We start from the raw sequence: 15,464 nt of genomic DNA on the forward strand, positions 1-15,464 counted from the left end.
CCGATTGTCTAGCGTAGCTCGCGCTGTTCCCCCTGCTTGCTGCGTTCCAGGTACGGCTTCGCCTTCTGCAGTCCTGTTTCGAGAGCCGAGACCGTGCCCTCCATGTTTTTGGCAGCAGCGGCGCGGAAGGTGTCGATCGCGTCCATGGTGGCGAACACGTTGTCGAAGGCCTTCTGCAGCGTCTCGACACTCACTCCGGAGTTCGACGCCTGCTCGTGGATGCGCACGGTCTGGTCCTTGAGCATCTCGCTGGTCTTGAGGATCATGTTGTTGGTGGTGGTGTTGATCGCGTCGATCTGGTCGAGCACCATCTTCTGGTTGGCCAGGGCCTGCGCCACGATGACGGCCGTGCGGAGCGCCGCGATGGTCGTCGTGCGCGCCCGGTCGACACCCTTGATGAGTTCCAGGTTGTTCTTGCGGATGAGGTCCATCGCCAAGTAGCCCTGCACCGACACGGCGAGCTGGGTGAGGATGTCCTGGTGCCGCTGGCGGATCGGGAAGAGCACGTCGGCCTCGAGCTTCTGTGCTTCGTCGATGCGACCGGCGGACCGCGAGGCGTCGATCTTCTCGACGGTGGCGTTGTCCAGGGCTTTGGCGAAGACCGCGTACTCGCTCAGCGTCTGCATGGTCTCCCAGAGCTGTACCTTCTCACCGGCCAGCGACGCGTTGTCCTTGAGGAGTTCGTCCTGCCCGCTCATCAGCGACTTGATGATCGCGTCGAGCTGGGTCTGCGCTGACTCGTACTTCTGGAAGTACTTCGCCAGCTTGTTCCCGCCGGGGATGAAGCCCAGGATCTTGCGTCCCATTCCGAGGTCGGCGTCGTTGGGCGTGAGGTCCTCAACGGTCGAGCGCAGCTCGCCGAGAGTGTTCGCCACGGTGATCTGCGCGCTGTTGCCGGTGCGCTTGGCGCCGGCGACCGAAGTCGACGAGCGCTCGAGCATGCGGGTGGAGTAGCCGCTGGACTGCACCATCTCGGCGCTCGCGAGGCCGGAGATGCCCTCGATCTTCGCGCTGAACTCGGGGGTCCGCGGATCCAGGGACGAGACATCCGCCACGAACTCCCGCGCCTGACGGGCGATCTCCTGCTGCCGCTCGGCCGGAACCGGCACCATGCCGGGCGCGTCGTCCGCCACCACGATGTCCGGTGCATCCGGCGCTTTCAGCACCAGGGCCAGCTCGGAGGCGTCCGGGGGAGAGAGGGGTGAACTCATGCGTGGTCCTGTCTGATTCTGGTGCGGCGGGCGGCGACGAGCGTGGGCCGGTTAGTCGAGGGAGATGCCGAAGTCGGTGGCGATGCCCGCGAGTCCGGTGGTGTAGCCCTGGCCGACGGCCTTGAACTTCCAGTCGGTGCCGTTGCGGTAGACCTCGGCGAACAGCATGGCGGTCTCGGGTGCCGCGTCCTCGCTCAGGTCGAACCGCACGATTTCCTGATCGTCCTGGTCGACGATGCGGCAGTACGCCCCGCGCACCTGGCCGAAGTTCTGGCGGCGTGCGTCGGCCTGGTCGATCGAGACCACGATCACCACGCGGGAGACGTCGCTGGCCACCTGACGCAGGTCGATGTTGATCTGCTCGTCGTCGCCGTCCCCGGCTCCCGACCGGTTGTCACCGAGGTGCACAACCGACTTGTCTGCCGAGGCAGGCTGGTTGTAGAAGATGAAGTCGGCGGAGGAACGCACCTTGCCGTTGTCGCCGATGAGGAGCGCGGAGGCGTCCAGGTCGAAGGCTTCGCCGCTGGTGGTGCGCGGGTCCCAACCCAGGCCGACAGTCGCGACGGTGAGTCCGGGGCTGACCTTGGTCAGCGAGAGGTTGTTGCCTTTTGCGAGTGTCAGACCTGCCATGGGAATTTTCTCCTTGTGTGTATGGGGTGGGTGAACGGCCGTGCGGTGGCGCGGTTAGAGGACCTTCGCCGCCGCGGTGAGCAGGTCCATGGCCGAACGGCCGGTGGCGCGCTCGCCGATGGCCTTGAAGGTCCAGCCGGTGCCGTCGCGGGAGACCTTCGACATGATCATGGCGGTGTGCGGGCCGCTGTCGGTCAGCTGGTAGCGGGCGACCTCGGGGGTGCCGGCGGACGAGTCGTCGACGAGGCGGCTGAACGCGTTCTCGACGAGGTCGAAGGTCTGCTGGCTGTAGCTGCTGATGACGAAAACGATCTGCGAGACCGCCGCGGACACCTGGGCGAGGTCGACGAGGATGGTTTCGTCATCGCCGTCGCCGGCCCCGGTCAGGTTGTCGCCGGTGTGGCGGGTCGAGCCGTCCTTGCTGCTGAGCTGCTGGAACCAGACGGTGTCGAGGACCTTGCCGGCGGCGTCGAAGAAGATCGCCGATGCGTCGAGGTCGACCTCTGCGGCCTTGCCGCGACCGAACAGACCGCGCTTGACGGGTGCGGCGCTGTCCCAGCCGAGGCCCATGCGGACCTTCGAGAGGCTGCCGCCATCCGCCTTGGTCAGCGAGAGCGACTGGCCCTTTGACAAGCTCAAACCCATTGTGTACTCCTTCGTATGACGTTTTGTGTTGGTCAGCGCCAGTGCGCGCCCAGTCTAGAGGCCGCCGGCACGGAAAATCCTGTATGGAGCGGGCGGCGAGGCGGCGACAACCGCGCGTCGCCGCCCGCTCCGGGGGTGGTGCTACTGCGCGACGCCGGCGTGGGCGTTGTGCGCCTCGGCCAGCAGCGCCTGCAGCTCTTCGTCTTCGGCGGCACGAGCCCGGTGCTTGGGGGTGAGCAGGCCCAGGGCGCGTTCGTGGGCGACGACGAGAGCGTAGGTTTCGTCGCGCGTCTCACCCTTGCCGCTGAAGTCGCCGGTCAGGTACTTCTTGGCCGAAGCCTTGCTGAGCGCGATCGCGCTGTGCGCGCGGCCGGCCGGGCTGACGAGCGAAGCGATGACCGTGACCGTGAGAACACCGATGATCACGGCGAGCGAGACGCCGGTGCTGATCTCGAAGACCGGGACGTGCTCGCCGCCGTTGATGAACGGCAGTGTGTTCTCGTGCAGGGCGTGCAGCACGAGCTTGATGCCGATGAAGCCGAGGATCGCGGCCAGGCCGTAGCTGAGGTAGATCAGGCGGTCGAGCAGGCCGTCGATGAGGAAGTAGAGCTGGCGGAGGCCCATGAGCGAGAACGCCGTCGCGGTGAAGACGATGTAAACGTTCTGGGTGAGGCCGAAGATCGCGGGCACGGAGTCCAGCGCGAACAGGAGGTCGGTGCCACCGATGGCGACCATGACGAGAAGCATCGGCGTCATGACCTTCTTGCCGTTCTCCATGGTGAAGAGCTTGTCGCCGTCGTACCGCTCGGTGGTGTGGAACAGGCGCTTCGCCAGCCGGATGATGAAGTTGTCGGCCTCGTCGCTCTCGGCTTCGGGCTTCAGCAGCTTGACCGCGGTGTAGATGAGGAATGCGCCGAACAGGTAGAACAGCCAGGCGAACGAGTTGATCAGCGCCGCGCCGAGGAAGATGAACCCGGTGCGGGCGATCAGCGCGAAGACGATGCCGAAAAGGAGCACCTTCTGCTGGTCGGCGCGAGGCACCTTGAAGCTGGCCATGATGATGAGGAAGACGAAGAGGTTGTCGACCGACAGCGCCTTCTCGGTGATGTAACCCGCGAAGTACTCGGTACCGAGCGTGGCGCCGCCGAAGAAGAGAACACCGAGCCCGAAGACGATAGCGATGCCCACATAGATGGCGGACCACTTGGCGGCCTCGGGGAGGGTCGGCTCGTGAGCCTTGCGCACGTGGAAGAAGAAGTCGAAGGTGAGCAGGGCGACGATGCCGAGGATCGTGAGGAGCCAGACGTAGCCGGGTATGTCCATGGGTGGTGTTCTCCGCGGGGGTAGTGGTGTGATTAAGTTGGGGTCGCCCAACCATTCGCATCCCAACCGAAAGGTAAGGTAGCTCCACTATGTTAGTTGGATCCGTCCAACTATTCGCACAGCCTCCGAAAAGTCAGGAAACTTTCAGCCATGGTGTACAGCCGGGAAACCGCTCCAACGGTCGGTGAGGCTCTGGAATCGGCCCTGTCGACCATCCTCCGCTGGTCGACGCGCGCCGACAATAAACGGATGCTGCACGATTCGAGCGGTGCCGCCCTCTCCAGCACGGACTCCTGGTTGCTGGAACGCGTCGTCGTCGCCGGGCCGCTGCGGATGTCGAAGCTCGCGGGCTGGATGGCGGTGGACAAGTCCACCATGACCACCGAGATCCGGCGGCTGGAGAAATCCGGACTGGTGAGTCGGCGATCCGATCCGACCGATCGGCGGGGCGTGCTCATCACCGCGACGGAAGAGGGGCGTACCGCCATCGCCCGGCACCGCCAGCTCGCCCAGGACGTGTACGGAACCCTGGTCGGCAAGTGGACTGAAGAGGACCGCACAGAGTTGGCCCGGTTGCTCGGTCGTTTCGTCGACGAGCTCTCCTGGGTGACCGATGCGGTCGCCAGGCACAACGAGTCGATCTGACCTCGCGCTGGGCTACCCGCCCAGGCCCAGCCAGAGGCCCAGGAAGGCGCAGCCCACCGCGAGCGCGAGCATCCCGAGCCCGTTGACCAGCGCCGGAAGGGACCGCCGGTCCTGCGCCAGCCGCACGGTCTCGTAGCTGGCGGTGCTGAAGGTGGTGAAACCGCCCAGCAGGCCGCCGCCGAGTACCAGGTGCCAGGCCTCCGGCAACCACAGCGCCAGGGTGAGGCCGGTGATGAGTCCAAGCAGTAGGGAGCCGACCACGTTGATGAGCAGGGTGCCGACCGGCAGCGTGGTGCGCACCCTGGACTTCACGACGCCGTCGACGACCAGCCGCAGGGTCGCGCCGAGACCGCCGGCCAGCGCCACGGCGACAAAGAGCAGCGGGGTCATTGGGCCGCCGTCCCGCTAGGATTCGGCCGCCGGCCGTGCAGGGCCCCGGCCGCGCCGATCCCGGCCCACGAGGCGGCCGCGCCGATCAGAACCGTGCCCAGCGCGTAGAGCAGGGCGGCGCCGAGTCGACTGTCGGCCAGCAACAGGCCGGTGTCGGTGGCCAGGGCGCTGTAGGTGGTGAAGCCGCCGAGCACGCCGGTGCCCAGCAGCAGCCGCAGCTGCCGGCGTCGGCCTTCGTCTGGGCCGCGGCGGGCCAGGGTCTCCAGCAGCAGCCCGAGCACGAAGGCGCCGACGATGTTGATGCCCACGATCACGACAGCCACCCCCGCGACCGGCGGCACCGAGATCGCCAAGAGCTCGCGCAGCGCGGTGCCGACGGTACCGCCGGCGAAGACGAGGGCGAGGTGCGGCCAACGCAGGTGTACGGGGCGCGACGCGCCGGTCGGGACTGCCATCAGGTGCCGCCGTCGAGGGTGAGGGCGAGCGCGGCCGCCTCGGCACGTGGGGCATCGAGGTACCGCCGGCCGCCGGCCTGGTAGACCAGCGGATGCCCGGTGGGCAGATTGAGTCGGTGGATGGCCGATTTGTCGAGGGTCTCGAGCACGGCGCAATACGCGCGGAGGGAGTTGCCGTGCGCCACGACCAGCACGGTGCGCTCATCCGCCAGGAGCGGCAGCACCCGTTCGGTATGGATCTCGGCCACCCGGGACATCACGTCACGTAACGACTCGCTGCGGGTGAGCGCCCGGGCGGGCAGGCCACGGAACAGGGCCGTGTCGGCGAAGCCGCCAAGCTGCTCGTCGGACATGGCCGGCGGCGCGGTGTCGACCGAGCGGCGCCAGGCCAGGAACTGGGCCTCGCCGACCTCGGCGCGCACATCGTCCTTGTACCGTCCGGTGAGGGCGCCGTAGTTGCGTTCGTTCAGGCGCCAGTCGGTGTGGACAGCGTCGGCCGGCAACTCCAGCGCGGTGGCCACGATGGCACTGGTCTGCCTGGCGCGCTGCAGCGGGGAGACGAGGACGGCATCCGGGACCAGGTCGTGCGCCGTGAGCAGGTCTGCGGCGGCCAGCGCCTCGTCGGCGCCGGACGGTGACAGCTCGGGGTCGAGGATGCCGGTGAAGAGGCCGGCGGCGTTCGCGGTGCTCTGGCCGTGGCGGAGCAGGACGAGTGAAGCACCGCTCGGCCAGCTCGTCACCGTCACCCACCAGTCTCGTCGGCCGGAACCATCAGCGCAGTCGGCGGTTCGAGCGGGTGCTCAGGTGGGATCCATCACCACGCAAAAGGGTACACCGCTCACTCGGACTCCCACGGCACGTCATCGTCGAACGACACCGGCGACAGGGGGACGACGACGACGGGACGGTGCTGCCGGTGCGCCAGGTGCATCGCGATCGAACCCGCGAAGAACTCCTGCAGGCTGCCGCGCACGGTGCCGTCCCTGGTGCCGACCACGATCATCACGGCCCGGAGCGTCTCGGCGAGCTGCCCGAGCGCCCTGGCCGGGTCGCCGGAGAGCTGGCGGGTGCTCCACTCGATGTCCTGGCCGCCCAGGATGCGGGTCAGGCGGGCGGTGAGGTACGGGTCGATGCCCGCGCCGTTGCCCGGCGCGGGTACGTCGGCGTGGTCGGCCCGCGGATGCCGGCCGGGGTCCACCCAGGCGCACACCAGCTCGGCGTCGAACCGCGCGGCGAACACCGCGGCCTGCAGCACGACGCCGTCGGCCTGACCTGGATAGACGCCCACCACCACTCGGGCTCGGATGCTCATGGCGCCCAGAGTGACAGAAGACCCTGCACCGCGGTAGGCCCCTAGCCAGGACGACGCCGCCGTGCCGTTGACGCCGTCCGCGTCGACGCAGCACTGTCGACTCAGTGCAGCTTGATGGTCCCACCGTCGACCATGAGCGTCTGCCCGGTGATGTAACTCGAGTCGTCAAAAACCAGGAAGGCGACCGCGGGGGCGACATCGGTACCCGGGTCCCCGAAACGACCGCGGGGGATATTGGCCAGGGTCGACTGGTAGAGCTCGGGGAACGCCTGTGACCAGGCCTGCACACCCTCGGTCATCGCCATGGGGCACACGACGTTGACCCGGATGCCGTCTGGTGCCCATTCGTTCGAGACGACGCGGCTGAGGCCCCGGATGGCTTCCTTCGCCGCCGCGTACGCGGCCTGGGTGGGCTGACCGTCCAGGCCGGCACCGGAGCCGAAGTTCACCACCGATCCCGTGGTCTTCTTCAGTTCCGGGTAGGCGGCGCGCATGAAGTTGATGGTGGCGCGCAGCCCGGTGGAAAAGGAGAACGGCAGGATCGGACACGTCGCCCTGCAGGAACACCGCGGTGTCGCCGAGCTCGGCGGCCAGGGCTTCCCCGGCCTCCCGGGCGATATCCACCACGACGACGCTGGCACCGCGTTCCACGAAGGTGCGGGTGATGGCGCCGCCGATGCCGGAGGCCCCACCGGTGACGATGACGCTCTTCTTGCCGAGTTGCAACGGGGTTACCAGGTGCTGTCACCGCGCAGGACGGCGTCGTAGCCGCCGTCGATGAAGATGACCTGGCCGCACAGGTGCGAGTTCTCCTCGTCGGCCAGCCAGACGAGCAGCTTCGCGGCGACGTCGGCGTCAAAGGGCCCGTTGAGCGGCATCGGCACCTGTTCGTTCAGCTTTGCGCGGCCCTCGGGGGTGGCGACCAACTCGGTCGTCATCGGGGTGAGAACGACACCCGGCGCGATCGCGTTGAGCGGAATCCCGGCGCCCGCCCACTCGGAGGTGGGTGCGGTCGTGCGCAGCCACCGGGCCAGGGCCCGCTTGCTGGACGAGTAGATCTGGTGCCCGGTCGCCGGGGTCGTGGCGAGTTCGGCGGCGCGGGCCAGGGCATCCTGTTCGGTGCCTTCCAGCAGAAGTCGCACCAGCTCCTCATCGAAGGGTTGCAGCGATGCCATCGAGGCGACAGCCACGGCGCGCGGGGCTGGGGACCGGGTCAGCAGCGGGCGGAGGCCCTCCAGGGTTGCGACGGTGCCGTAGTAGTTGACCGCGGCGGTGACCGGGATCGGGTGGCTGAGACCGGCGACGGCGATGACGCCGTCCAGCACGCCGCCGGAGAGTTCCTCGGCAGCGTGGATCAGGTGCTCGCGTCCCTGCACCGTGGACAGGTCGGCGTTGATGTCGGAGTCCTTGAGGTCGGCGCCGATGACGTTGTGGCCCCTGGAACGAAGGAGCGCGGCGGTGGCCTTGCCGATGCCGCTGGCGGCGCCGGTCACAAGGTAGGTGCGGGTCATGATCGATCTACTTTCTGGTCGGTGGTGGGTTCAGGTGTCGGTGCCTCAACGCTGATGGCGTACGCGAGCGCGTCATCTCGGAATCGGCGGAGGAGCCGGTCGAAGTCGTCGCGGTCGTCGTCTGACCACTGGCGCATCAGGTCGGCCATCATCGCGTCGCAGGCCCGGGTCAGCGCCGTCGTGGCGGCTGTTCCTGCGGGCGTCAGCCGCACCAGGGTGGCCCGGGAATCGTCGGGGTCCTGACGCTTCTCGATCAGGCCGTGCGCGGTGAGCCGGTTGCTGAGCTTGGAGATCGCTGAGGCACCCACGCGCAGGCGGGAGGCGAGGGCGGATGCGCGCTGTTCGCCGTCGCGGGCCAGAACCGTGACGGCCACGATCGAGGTGGCGTCCAGATCAACGCCGGCCTCGACCGCCAGTCCCCGGATGAAGGTTGCGGAGGACCAGACCGAGAAGACCTCGAGCAGTGCCCCGAGTTGTTCATGACGGTACGGCTGAGCGGACGTTCCTTGTGATGCGGCGTCGGCCTCGGGGGGCACAGTGGCACGTCCTTTCACATCCTCAAGCCTTTACTGTCTTCAAGACAGCATATGTTCGAGGAGGTCGTGGTGCAAGCCCCGTTTCGCCGGCGGTGTCGCTAGGAGACGGGCAGGATCACGCCGATGGGTTCACGCTTCTCGGCCTGGAACCTGTCTTCGGTGCGGCCCTGCGCCCAGTACCCCGATAGGGAGAGCTCGGATCTCTGCACGCCACGCGCCGTGAAGACATCGCGCAGTGCCTTCATCGCCGAGCGCTCGCCGTGCGCGAAGATCTGCGGCCGGCCGGGCAGCCAGCTGGCTGCGTCCACCGCGGCGGACAGCTGCGCCGGGTCGGTGCCGAACAGCCATCGGATCTGCACCGCACCGGGCGCGGTCAGCTCCAGGATTTCGCTCGCGCTGGCCACTTGGATGAAGGCCAGTCCCGCTGCCGTGGCCGACAACGACTCCAGCGCGGCCGCGATGGCGGGCAGCGCGGACTGGTCGCCGGCGAACAGGTGCCAGGCCGAACCGGGGTCGGGGGCGTAGCCGCCGCCGGGGCCGGAGAGCGAGAGCAGGTCACCCGGTTGGGCCGCGTCGGCCCACGGACCGGCCAGACCCTCGGTGCCGTGCACGACGAAGTCGATCGTGAGAGTGCGTGCGTCGAGGTCCACCTGGCGCACTGTGTAGGTGCGGGTCACCGGAAGGTCTTCAGGGGGGAGGATCTCCCGCAGGGCCGTGATATCGAAAGGCGGCGTGAGACCGAGCTCCCGCTTGGCGAAGTGGATCTTCACGTATTTGTCGGTCGAGTCGTTGGTCACGAACCTGTCGAACTGCTCGCCGGAGAGGACGATGCGTACCAGATGAGGGCTCACCTGTTCGCGGTGCACAACGTGAAGAGTGATCTGTGGACGCACGGGACGGGCCGGACTGGGGGTGAGAGTAGTCATCCCGACTCACTCTAAGTTAGGTAACCCTCACTTGGCAATATCCCGGGTGCGGCTAGCCGAAGCGCAGGATCCGGAAGCCTGCCGCGTCCAGGGTGGTGAGGCCGAACCGCTGCCGGAGGGTGCGCTCCTTCTGGCCCGGCACGACATTCGAGAGCGCGAGGGCGACATGGAACAGGATTTCCGAAGCGACCAGGCGCTGCAGCTTCGGGGGAGCGAGCCTGGATCTGGCGCTCTGCACCACGACGATCCGCACGGCGTCAGGTGCGATGTGGTCCTCCAGCTCGCGAAGCAGCGTGGCGGCCTTCACGAGCGAGGATCGCCGGGCGTCCCGGTCGATGGCCAGCACGACCACGCGGGCCGGGCGCGCCGCCAGTGCGTGGTCGGTCACCGGGATTCCCGCCGCTCGCGCGCCGGCGCGCAGCACGGTGAGGAGCTCGTCGGCATCCCCCTCGAGCAGGATCGGAGCCGTCAGGACGTGCGCTGCGATCGCCCGAAGTTGTTCTGCTCGCTTCTTCTTCGACATGCCGCCCCTCTCGTGGTCCTCCCATTCTCCGGCACGGCGGCCAAGGGGCCTACTGGTGGGCGCTCCGGGTCGAGGCGGCCAGCCTGGCGGCGGCGGGCTTCAGCCCCGGAATCCGGGGATTCTCGGTGCTTATCTCACGGTTCGCGGAACCTCGCTAGCCTTGAACCATGGCCACCCTGGGCAGATACCCGAAAGGCGTTGCGAAGCGCGCCGAGATCCTGGAGACCGCCCTGGCGCTCGTGGCGCGGCAGGGCTTCCGTCAGACCTCGGTACGGGACATCGCCGCCGCGGTCGGGCTCACCCAGGCCGGCCTGTTGCACTACTTCGAGTCGAAGGATGACCTTTGGGTGGCCATCCTCCGCACCAGGGACGAGATCGACGCGTCGAAGGATCCCCAGGACCCGGACCCGGCGGCCACCTTCGCGGCCCTGATCCGGCACAACGCCGAGGTGCCCGGGCTGGTGCAGATGTTCGCCAACCTGTCCGCCGCGGCGGCGACCGACCCCGCGCATCCGGCGCACGAGTACTTTCGGGAACGCTACGCGCACTCGCGCAGCACGATCACGGCCGGGCTGCGCCGCATGCAGGCATCCGGGCGGCTCGACGACTCGGTCGACCCTGAGATGTTGGCGTCGATCCTGATGGCGGTCAGCGACGGTATGCAGGTGCAGTGGATGTTCGACGAGACCCGCGACATGGGTGCCCACGTCGAGGCCGTGATCGCGCTGGCCCGCACGCGAACTGTGAGCTGAACCCGAAAAACCCGCGTTTCTGGGGCTTAGGTCACAGTTCGCGGTGCGGAGCGCGCTACAGGGTGGCCGCCGCTGGATCCCAGTCTTCGGCGAGCGGCGTGGGCTGGGTGACGCTTGACGCCACATCGACCGTGGTGCCGGTCTCTGCGGCCTCGGACACAGCCAGGAGCACATCGAGCACGTGCGCCGCGACCGCGCCGCTGGCCCGCTCGGGAACGCCGGCCCGGATCGACCGCGCCAGGTCGAGCACGCCGGACCCGCGACCATAGGTGGACCCGACCGCGGCGATCGTGGTCGGCTCCTCGTGGCCGAACCGCCACAGGGTGGACTCGCCCTCGAAGGTATTCGGGTCCGGCAGCACCAGGGTGCCCTCGGTGCCGCTGATCTCAACGAAGCCCATCCGGGGCAGCGCGTTCTGGAAGCTGAAGGTGGACTGCGCCGACTGACCGCCCTCGAACGCGATGACCGCGGCGTGGTGGGTGGGTACCTCGACCGGGAACTCGGTGCCGGCGCGTGGGCCGCTGCCGATGGTGCGGATCGCGCTGGAGGTGGACGACACCGCGCCGACCCGGCTGGCGGAGCCGAAGGCGTGCACGAGCATCGTGACGTAGTAGGGCCCCATGTCAAAGAGCGGCCCGGCGCCGAGCGCGAACAGGAACTCAGGGTTCGGGTGCCAGGCATCGGGGCCCGGAACGTGGAACATCGTGGTGGCGGTCAGCGGCTCCCCGATGTCGCCGCGCGTGATCGCCCGCATGGCGGTCTGGATGCCCGCGCCCAGCACGGTGTCGGGCGCGCAGGCGACCCGCAGGCCCGCGGCGTCCGCCGCGGCGAGCAGTGCCGCGCCGGAGTCGTGATCCAGGGCCAACGGCTTCTCGCTCCAGACGTGCTTGCCGGCGGCGATGATCCGCTCGCCCACCGCGGTGTGCACGGCGGGGATGGTGAGGTTCACGACGATCTCGATGTCATCCCTGGCCAGCAGCTCCTCGACGGAACCGTGGCCGGGAACCCCGTAGGCCTCGGCCTGCGCCTGGGCGCGATCGAGGTCGAGGTCGGCGACGAACAGCACGTCGAGGTCGGCGAACGCCGTCATGTTCTCCAGGTAGGTGCCGCTGATGACGCCGGCGCCGATGACACCGACGCCGACGCGTCCGGTGCGGCTCACTTGTCGTTCTCCGCGAGCCAGGCGAACGACGCCGCGATGCCCTCGAAGACATCGCCCGCGTAGCCGTCGAACTCCACCACGCGCAGGGCGTGCGGCGCGGCCTCGAGGATGGCGGCGACTCCGACGTCGCCGCTGCCGGCCGGCAGCTGGCTGCTGAAGGCGGTGACGAGCGCATCGGACACGTTCAGGGCACTGTCGCTGCCGGGCAGCGTCGTGACGATGTCGCCCTGGACCGGGCCGTCCTTGATGTGCAGGAACTGCACTCGGTCGCCCAGGCGGCGTAGCAGCTCCGGGGTGTCCGCGCCTCCGACGGTCGACCAGTAGGTGTCGAGTTCGAGGACCACGTCGGGGGAGAGGCCGTCGAGGAACAGCTCGTAGATGCTGCGGCCGTCGACCTTGTTCGCGAACTCCCACTGGTGGTTGTGGTAGCCGAAGCCCAGGCCGACAGCGGCCGCCTGCACCTGGAGCTCGTTCACGCGGTCGGCGATCCTGGCGGCGTCGTCAGCGGTCTGCCACCGATCGCTCGGGATGAACGGGTCGATGACCGTGCCGATGCCGAGCTGTGCGGCGGCGTCGAAGGTGCGGGCCGGGTCGTCGGAATCGATGACGGGTGCGTGTCCGGACGGCGCCGAGATGCCGGATGCCGCGAACGCCTTCTCGAACTCATCCGCGCGGTCGACGAACGCGTACGGCTCCACCTTGGTGAAGCCGATGTCGGCGACGCGGGCGATGGCCCCCTGGAGGTCTGCGGAGATGGCATCCCTCACGGTGTAGAGCTGGACCGAGGGCGTGCTGGACATACGTGCTCCTTTGGAAGTAAGTGCCTGATTCTTCTGCTGGAACAAACCTAACGGTGCAAGGTTTTATCCGCCAGACCCGGCGGCGGGTGATCCTGTGCGTTTGTACAGGGAGCGGCCCTAGGCTCGAGTGACTATGGATGACCCTCCCACGCATAAACCCTTGCTCCCTGCCCGCCCCGAAGCTTTTCGGACACAGAACTTCCGGGCACAGGGAGCCACCTCGTGAACGAATGGATCATGCTGGGCCTCGGGCTCATCCTGACGTTCGGCACCGGCGTGTTCGTCGCAGCCGAGTTCGCCCTCGTCACACTCGACCGCAATGAGCTCGAGGCCCGAGCGGCCCGCGGCGAGAGACGTCTCGGCCCCACCATCAAGGCCTTGCGGATCACCTCGACGCACCTCTCCAGCGCACAGCTGGGCATCACGTTGACGACCCTGCTCACCGGATACACCTTCGAGCCGGCCATCAGCTCGCTGTTACGCGGCCCGATGACGGACCTCGGGGTGCCGGAGGGCGTCGTGCCCGTGCTCGGCACCGTGATCGGCATCTCGCTGGCCACCCTGTTCTCCATGGTGATCGGCGAGCTCGTGCCCAAGAACTTCGCCCTGGCCGTTCCCCTGGCCACGGCCAAGTTCGTCGTGCCGATGCAGGCCGCGTTCACGGCGGTGTTCAAGCCCGTGATCCTGCTGTTCAACAACACCGCCAACGCCCTCATCCGCCTGGTCGGCATCGAGCCCAAGGAAGAACTCTCCGGCGCGCGCAGCGCCGAGGAGCTCGGCTTCCTGGTGCGCCGGTCGGCCCTGGAGGGGCTGCTGGACGCCGACCACGCCGAAATGCTGGGCCGCACGCTACGGTTCGCCGAGCTCTCGGCCGCCGACGTGATGACCCCGCGGGTGCAGATGTCGTCGGTGCAGGCCGGCGACACCGCCGAGAACGTCGTGACCCTGGCCAGCGCCACCGGCTTCTCCAGGTTTCCGGTGATCGGCCGGGACACCGACGACATCCTGGGCGTGCTGCACGTCAAGCAGGCCTTCGCGGTGGCCCTGGGTCGCCGCACCCTGGTGCGGGCCGACGAGCTCATGCTGCCCGCCCTGCGGGTACCGGAGTCGATGGGCGTCGACCGGCTGCTCGGCACCCTGCGCCAGCAGGGCCTGCAGATCGCCGTGGTGTCCGACGAGTACGGCGGCACCGCCGGCATCGTCACTCTCGAGGACCTCGTGGAGGAACTCGTCGGCGAACTCGAGGATGAGCACGACAGGGCCAAGCCCGGCATCGTGCGCACCGGCCGCTCCATCGTCTTCGACGCGGGCTTCCGCCCCGACGAACTGCTCGAGCGGATCGGCGTCACCGTTCCCGAGGACGGCGACTACGACACCATCGCCGGATTCGTGACCGACCGGCTCGACCGGATGCCCGAGCTGGGCGACACCGTGCCCATCGACGTGGGCACCCTGCGGGTCGAGCGGATGGACGGAGCCCGCGTCTCGCGCATCCGTCTCACCCCCACCGCAACCACGGCCGACCTCGACCCGGTGACCGCTGCTAGTGAAGGGAGGCCGACCCATGAGTGAGTACCTTCCCGGGCTGCTCTGGCTCGTTGTGCTGCTGGCCGTCAACGCCTTCTTCGTCGGCGCCGAGTTCGCCGTGATCTCGGCCCGACGCTCGCAGATCGAGCCGTTGGCCGCGCAGGGCAGCAAGGCCGCCAAGACCACCCTGTGGGCCATGGAACACGCCACACTCATGCTGGCGACCTCACAGCTGGGCATCACGGTGTGCTCGCTGGTGATCCTCAACGTGTCCGAACCGGCGATCCACCACCTGCTCGAGATCCCGCTGGGCCTCACGTCGCTCTCCGCGGAGGCCATCGGTGTGATCGCGTTCGCGGTGGCGCTGGGCCTGGTCACCTTCCTGCACGTGGTGCTGGGCGAGATGGTGCCCAAGAACATCTCGTTCTCGGTGCCCGACCGTGCCGCGCTGATCCTGGCGCCGCCGCTGGTGTTCGTGGCCACGGTGTTCAAACCGGTGATCTTCAGCCTGAACTGGCTGGCGAACGGGGTGCTGCGGCTGTTCAGGGTGACCCCCAAGGACGAAGCCACCAGCGCGTTCACGCTCGACGAGGTCGCCGGCATCGTGCGGCAGTCCACCCGTGAGGGCATGCTGATGGATGCCTCCGGCACGCTCTCGGCGGCGTTCGAGTTCACCACCAAGCGGGTCCTGGACGTGGAGGTGCCACTGTCCGGCATCGTATTCCTGCCCGAGCATGCATCGCCGGCGGACCTGCAACGGGCGGTGGCCGAGCACGGTTTCTCCCGCTACATCCTCACCGACGGGGCCGGGTTGCCCGCCGGCTACCTGCACCTCAAGGACGTGATGGACCTCACCGGACCGGACGCCTTCGCGCAGCCGGTGCCCGTCAAGCGGGTGCGCAAGCTGGCGACAGTGCTGCGAGACAGCGACCTCGAGGACGCCCTCGCGGCCATGCGCCGCACCGGCTCGCACGTGGCGTGTTCGTTCGACACGAGCGGGGTCGCCACCGGGGTGCTGTTCCTCGAGGACATCATCGAGGAGCTCGTCGGTGAGGTGGAGGACGTCACCAGCGTGTAGCCGGCGTGGTGGGTGTGCCCCGGAGGCAATCGCACCGT

General features: G+C 68.2%; 19 protein-coding genes and 1 pseudogene. 4 read left to right on the top strand and 16 right to left on the bottom strand.

All coding sequences use genetic code 11. From position 1 onward, the window contains the following. Positions 1–8: 8 nt before the first annotated feature. The 4 genes from E3T19_RS07665 to E3T19_RS07680 all read right to left on the bottom strand — a co-directional run bounded on the left by E3T19_RS07665 (position 9) and on the right by E3T19_RS07680 (position 3,809). On the bottom strand, positions 9–1,211 hold the full coding sequence (locus E3T19_RS07665; RefSeq protein WP_088457526.1) for a toxic anion resistance protein: 1,203 nt from the start codon (positions 1,209–1,211) through the stop codon (positions 9–11). Positions 1,212–1,262: 51 nt separating this feature from the next. After that, positions 1,263–1,841 (bottom strand): TerD family protein, encoded by a 579-nt coding sequence (locus E3T19_RS07670; RefSeq protein ID WP_088457525.1) that lies wholly within the window; start codon positions 1,839–1,841, stop codon positions 1,263–1,265. Between the two features lie 54 nt (positions 1,842–1,895). Then, positions 1,896–2,486 (bottom strand): TerD family protein, encoded by a 591-nt coding sequence (locus E3T19_RS07675; RefSeq protein WP_088457524.1) that lies wholly within the window; start codon positions 2,484–2,486, stop codon positions 1,896–1,898. A gap of 141 nt (positions 2,487–2,627) precedes the next feature. After that, positions 2,628–3,809, bottom strand: coding sequence for a TerC family protein (locus tag E3T19_RS07680; RefSeq protein ID WP_134408517.1), 1,182 nt, complete (start codon positions 3,807–3,809; stop codon positions 2,628–2,630). A gap of 150 nt (positions 3,810–3,959) precedes the next feature. On the opposite strand from E3T19_RS07680, the gene E3T19_RS07685 reads away from it, so the two are divergent. Next, positions 3,960–4,454 carry a MarR family winged helix-turn-helix transcriptional regulator gene (locus E3T19_RS07685; RefSeq protein WP_103431394.1) on the top strand — a complete coding sequence of 165 codons (495 nt, stop codon included), beginning with the start codon at positions 3,960–3,962 and terminating at the stop codon, positions 4,452–4,454. A 12-nt stretch (positions 4,455–4,466) separates the two neighbouring features. On the opposite strand, the gene E3T19_RS07690 is transcribed toward E3T19_RS07685, so the two are convergent. From E3T19_RS07690 to E3T19_RS07730, 10 genes and pseudogenes are all read right to left on the bottom strand, one after another. Continuing rightward, a complete protein-coding gene (locus E3T19_RS07690) occupies positions 4,467–4,844 on the bottom strand; it encodes a CrcB family protein (RefSeq protein ID WP_088457521.1) in 378 nt (125 codons plus the stop codon). After that, positions 4,841–5,299, bottom strand: coding sequence for a CrcB family protein (locus E3T19_RS07695; protein WP_134408518.1), 459 nt, complete (start codon positions 5,297–5,299; stop codon positions 4,841–4,843). Before E3T19_RS07695 ends, E3T19_RS07690 begins: the two co-directional genes overlap by 4 nt. Further along, entirely contained in the window at positions 5,299–6,045 is a 747-nt protein-coding gene (locus tag E3T19_RS07700; RefSeq protein WP_088457519.1) for a 2,3-bisphosphoglycerate-dependent phosphoglycerate mutase, read from the bottom strand. The genes E3T19_RS07695 and E3T19_RS07700 overlap by 1 nt, the downstream gene beginning before the upstream one ends. 92 nt (positions 6,046–6,137) lie before the next feature. Next, the gene (locus E3T19_RS07705; protein WP_088457518.1) at positions 6,138–6,611 is read right to left on the bottom strand and encodes a universal stress protein; all 474 of its coding nucleotides are present in this window, start codon (positions 6,609–6,611) and stop codon (positions 6,138–6,140) included. A 101-nt stretch (positions 6,612–6,712) separates the two neighbouring features. Continuing rightward, positions 6,713–7,105, bottom strand: coding sequence for an SDR family NAD(P)-dependent oxidoreductase (locus tag E3T19_RS07710; RefSeq protein WP_255578496.1), 393 nt, complete (start codon positions 7,103–7,105; stop codon positions 6,713–6,715). Between the two features lie 100 nt (positions 7,106–7,205). Beyond that, a pseudogene (locus E3T19_RS19505) lies at positions 7,206–7,262 on the bottom strand (hypothetical protein); the annotation flags it as partial. A gap of 80 nt (positions 7,263–7,342) precedes the next feature. After that, complete coding sequence (locus E3T19_RS07715; RefSeq protein WP_134408519.1) at positions 7,343–8,122, bottom strand: SDR family oxidoreductase; 780 nt, start codon at positions 8,120–8,122, stop codon at positions 7,343–7,345. Then, positions 8,119–8,658 (bottom strand): MarR family winged helix-turn-helix transcriptional regulator, encoded by a 540-nt coding sequence (locus E3T19_RS07720; protein WP_166788827.1) that lies wholly within the window; start codon positions 8,656–8,658, stop codon positions 8,119–8,121. The genes E3T19_RS07715 and E3T19_RS07720 overlap by 4 nt, the downstream gene beginning before the upstream one ends. A 98-nt stretch (positions 8,659–8,756) precedes the next feature. Continuing rightward, positions 8,757–9,584 (bottom strand): siderophore-interacting protein, encoded by an 828-nt coding sequence (locus E3T19_RS07725; protein WP_134408520.1) that lies wholly within the window; start codon positions 9,582–9,584, stop codon positions 8,757–8,759. A gap of 52 nt (positions 9,585–9,636) precedes the next feature. Continuing rightward, complete coding sequence (locus E3T19_RS07730) at positions 9,637–10,107, bottom strand: hypothetical protein (protein WP_103461244.1); 471 nt, start codon at positions 10,105–10,107, stop codon at positions 9,637–9,639. Between the two features lie 167 nt (positions 10,108–10,274). Here E3T19_RS07730 and E3T19_RS07735 point away from each other — a divergent pair, with 167 nt between their 5' ends. Further along, the gene (locus E3T19_RS07735; protein WP_134408521.1) at positions 10,275–10,859 is read left to right on the top strand and encodes a TetR/AcrR family transcriptional regulator; all 585 of its coding nucleotides are present in this window, start codon (positions 10,275–10,277) and stop codon (positions 10,857–10,859) included. A 55-nt stretch (positions 10,860–10,914) separates the two neighbouring features. Here E3T19_RS07735 and E3T19_RS07740 read toward each other — a convergent pair whose 3' ends face one another. Then, positions 10,915–12,021 carry a Gfo/Idh/MocA family protein gene (locus E3T19_RS07740; protein WP_134408522.1) on the bottom strand — a complete coding sequence of 369 codons (1,107 nt, stop codon included), beginning with the start codon at positions 12,019–12,021 and terminating at the stop codon, positions 10,915–10,917. After that, a complete protein-coding gene (locus tag E3T19_RS07745) occupies positions 12,018–12,821 on the bottom strand; it encodes a sugar phosphate isomerase/epimerase (RefSeq protein WP_088457511.1) in 804 nt (267 codons plus the stop codon). Before E3T19_RS07745 ends, E3T19_RS07740 begins: the two co-directional genes overlap by 4 nt. A gap of 222 nt (positions 12,822–13,043) precedes the next feature. Between E3T19_RS07745 and E3T19_RS07750 the strand changes: the two genes are divergently transcribed. Next, positions 13,044–14,393, top strand: coding sequence for a hemolysin family protein (locus tag E3T19_RS07750; protein WP_134408523.1), 1,350 nt, complete (start codon positions 13,044–13,046; stop codon positions 14,391–14,393). Next, positions 14,386–15,426, top strand: a complete 1,041-nt coding sequence (locus E3T19_RS07755) for a hemolysin family protein (RefSeq protein ID WP_088457509.1) — start codon at positions 14,386–14,388, stop codon at positions 15,424–15,426. Before E3T19_RS07750 ends, E3T19_RS07755 begins: the two co-directional genes overlap by 8 nt. The last annotated feature ends 38 nt before the right edge of the window (positions 15,427–15,464 follow it).

Origin of the sequence: Cryobacterium sp. TMT4-31 (assembly GCF_004403385.1) — a bacterium.
Lineage (GTDB): Bacteria > Actinomycetota > Actinomycetes > Actinomycetales > Microbacteriaceae > Cryobacterium > Cryobacterium zongtaii.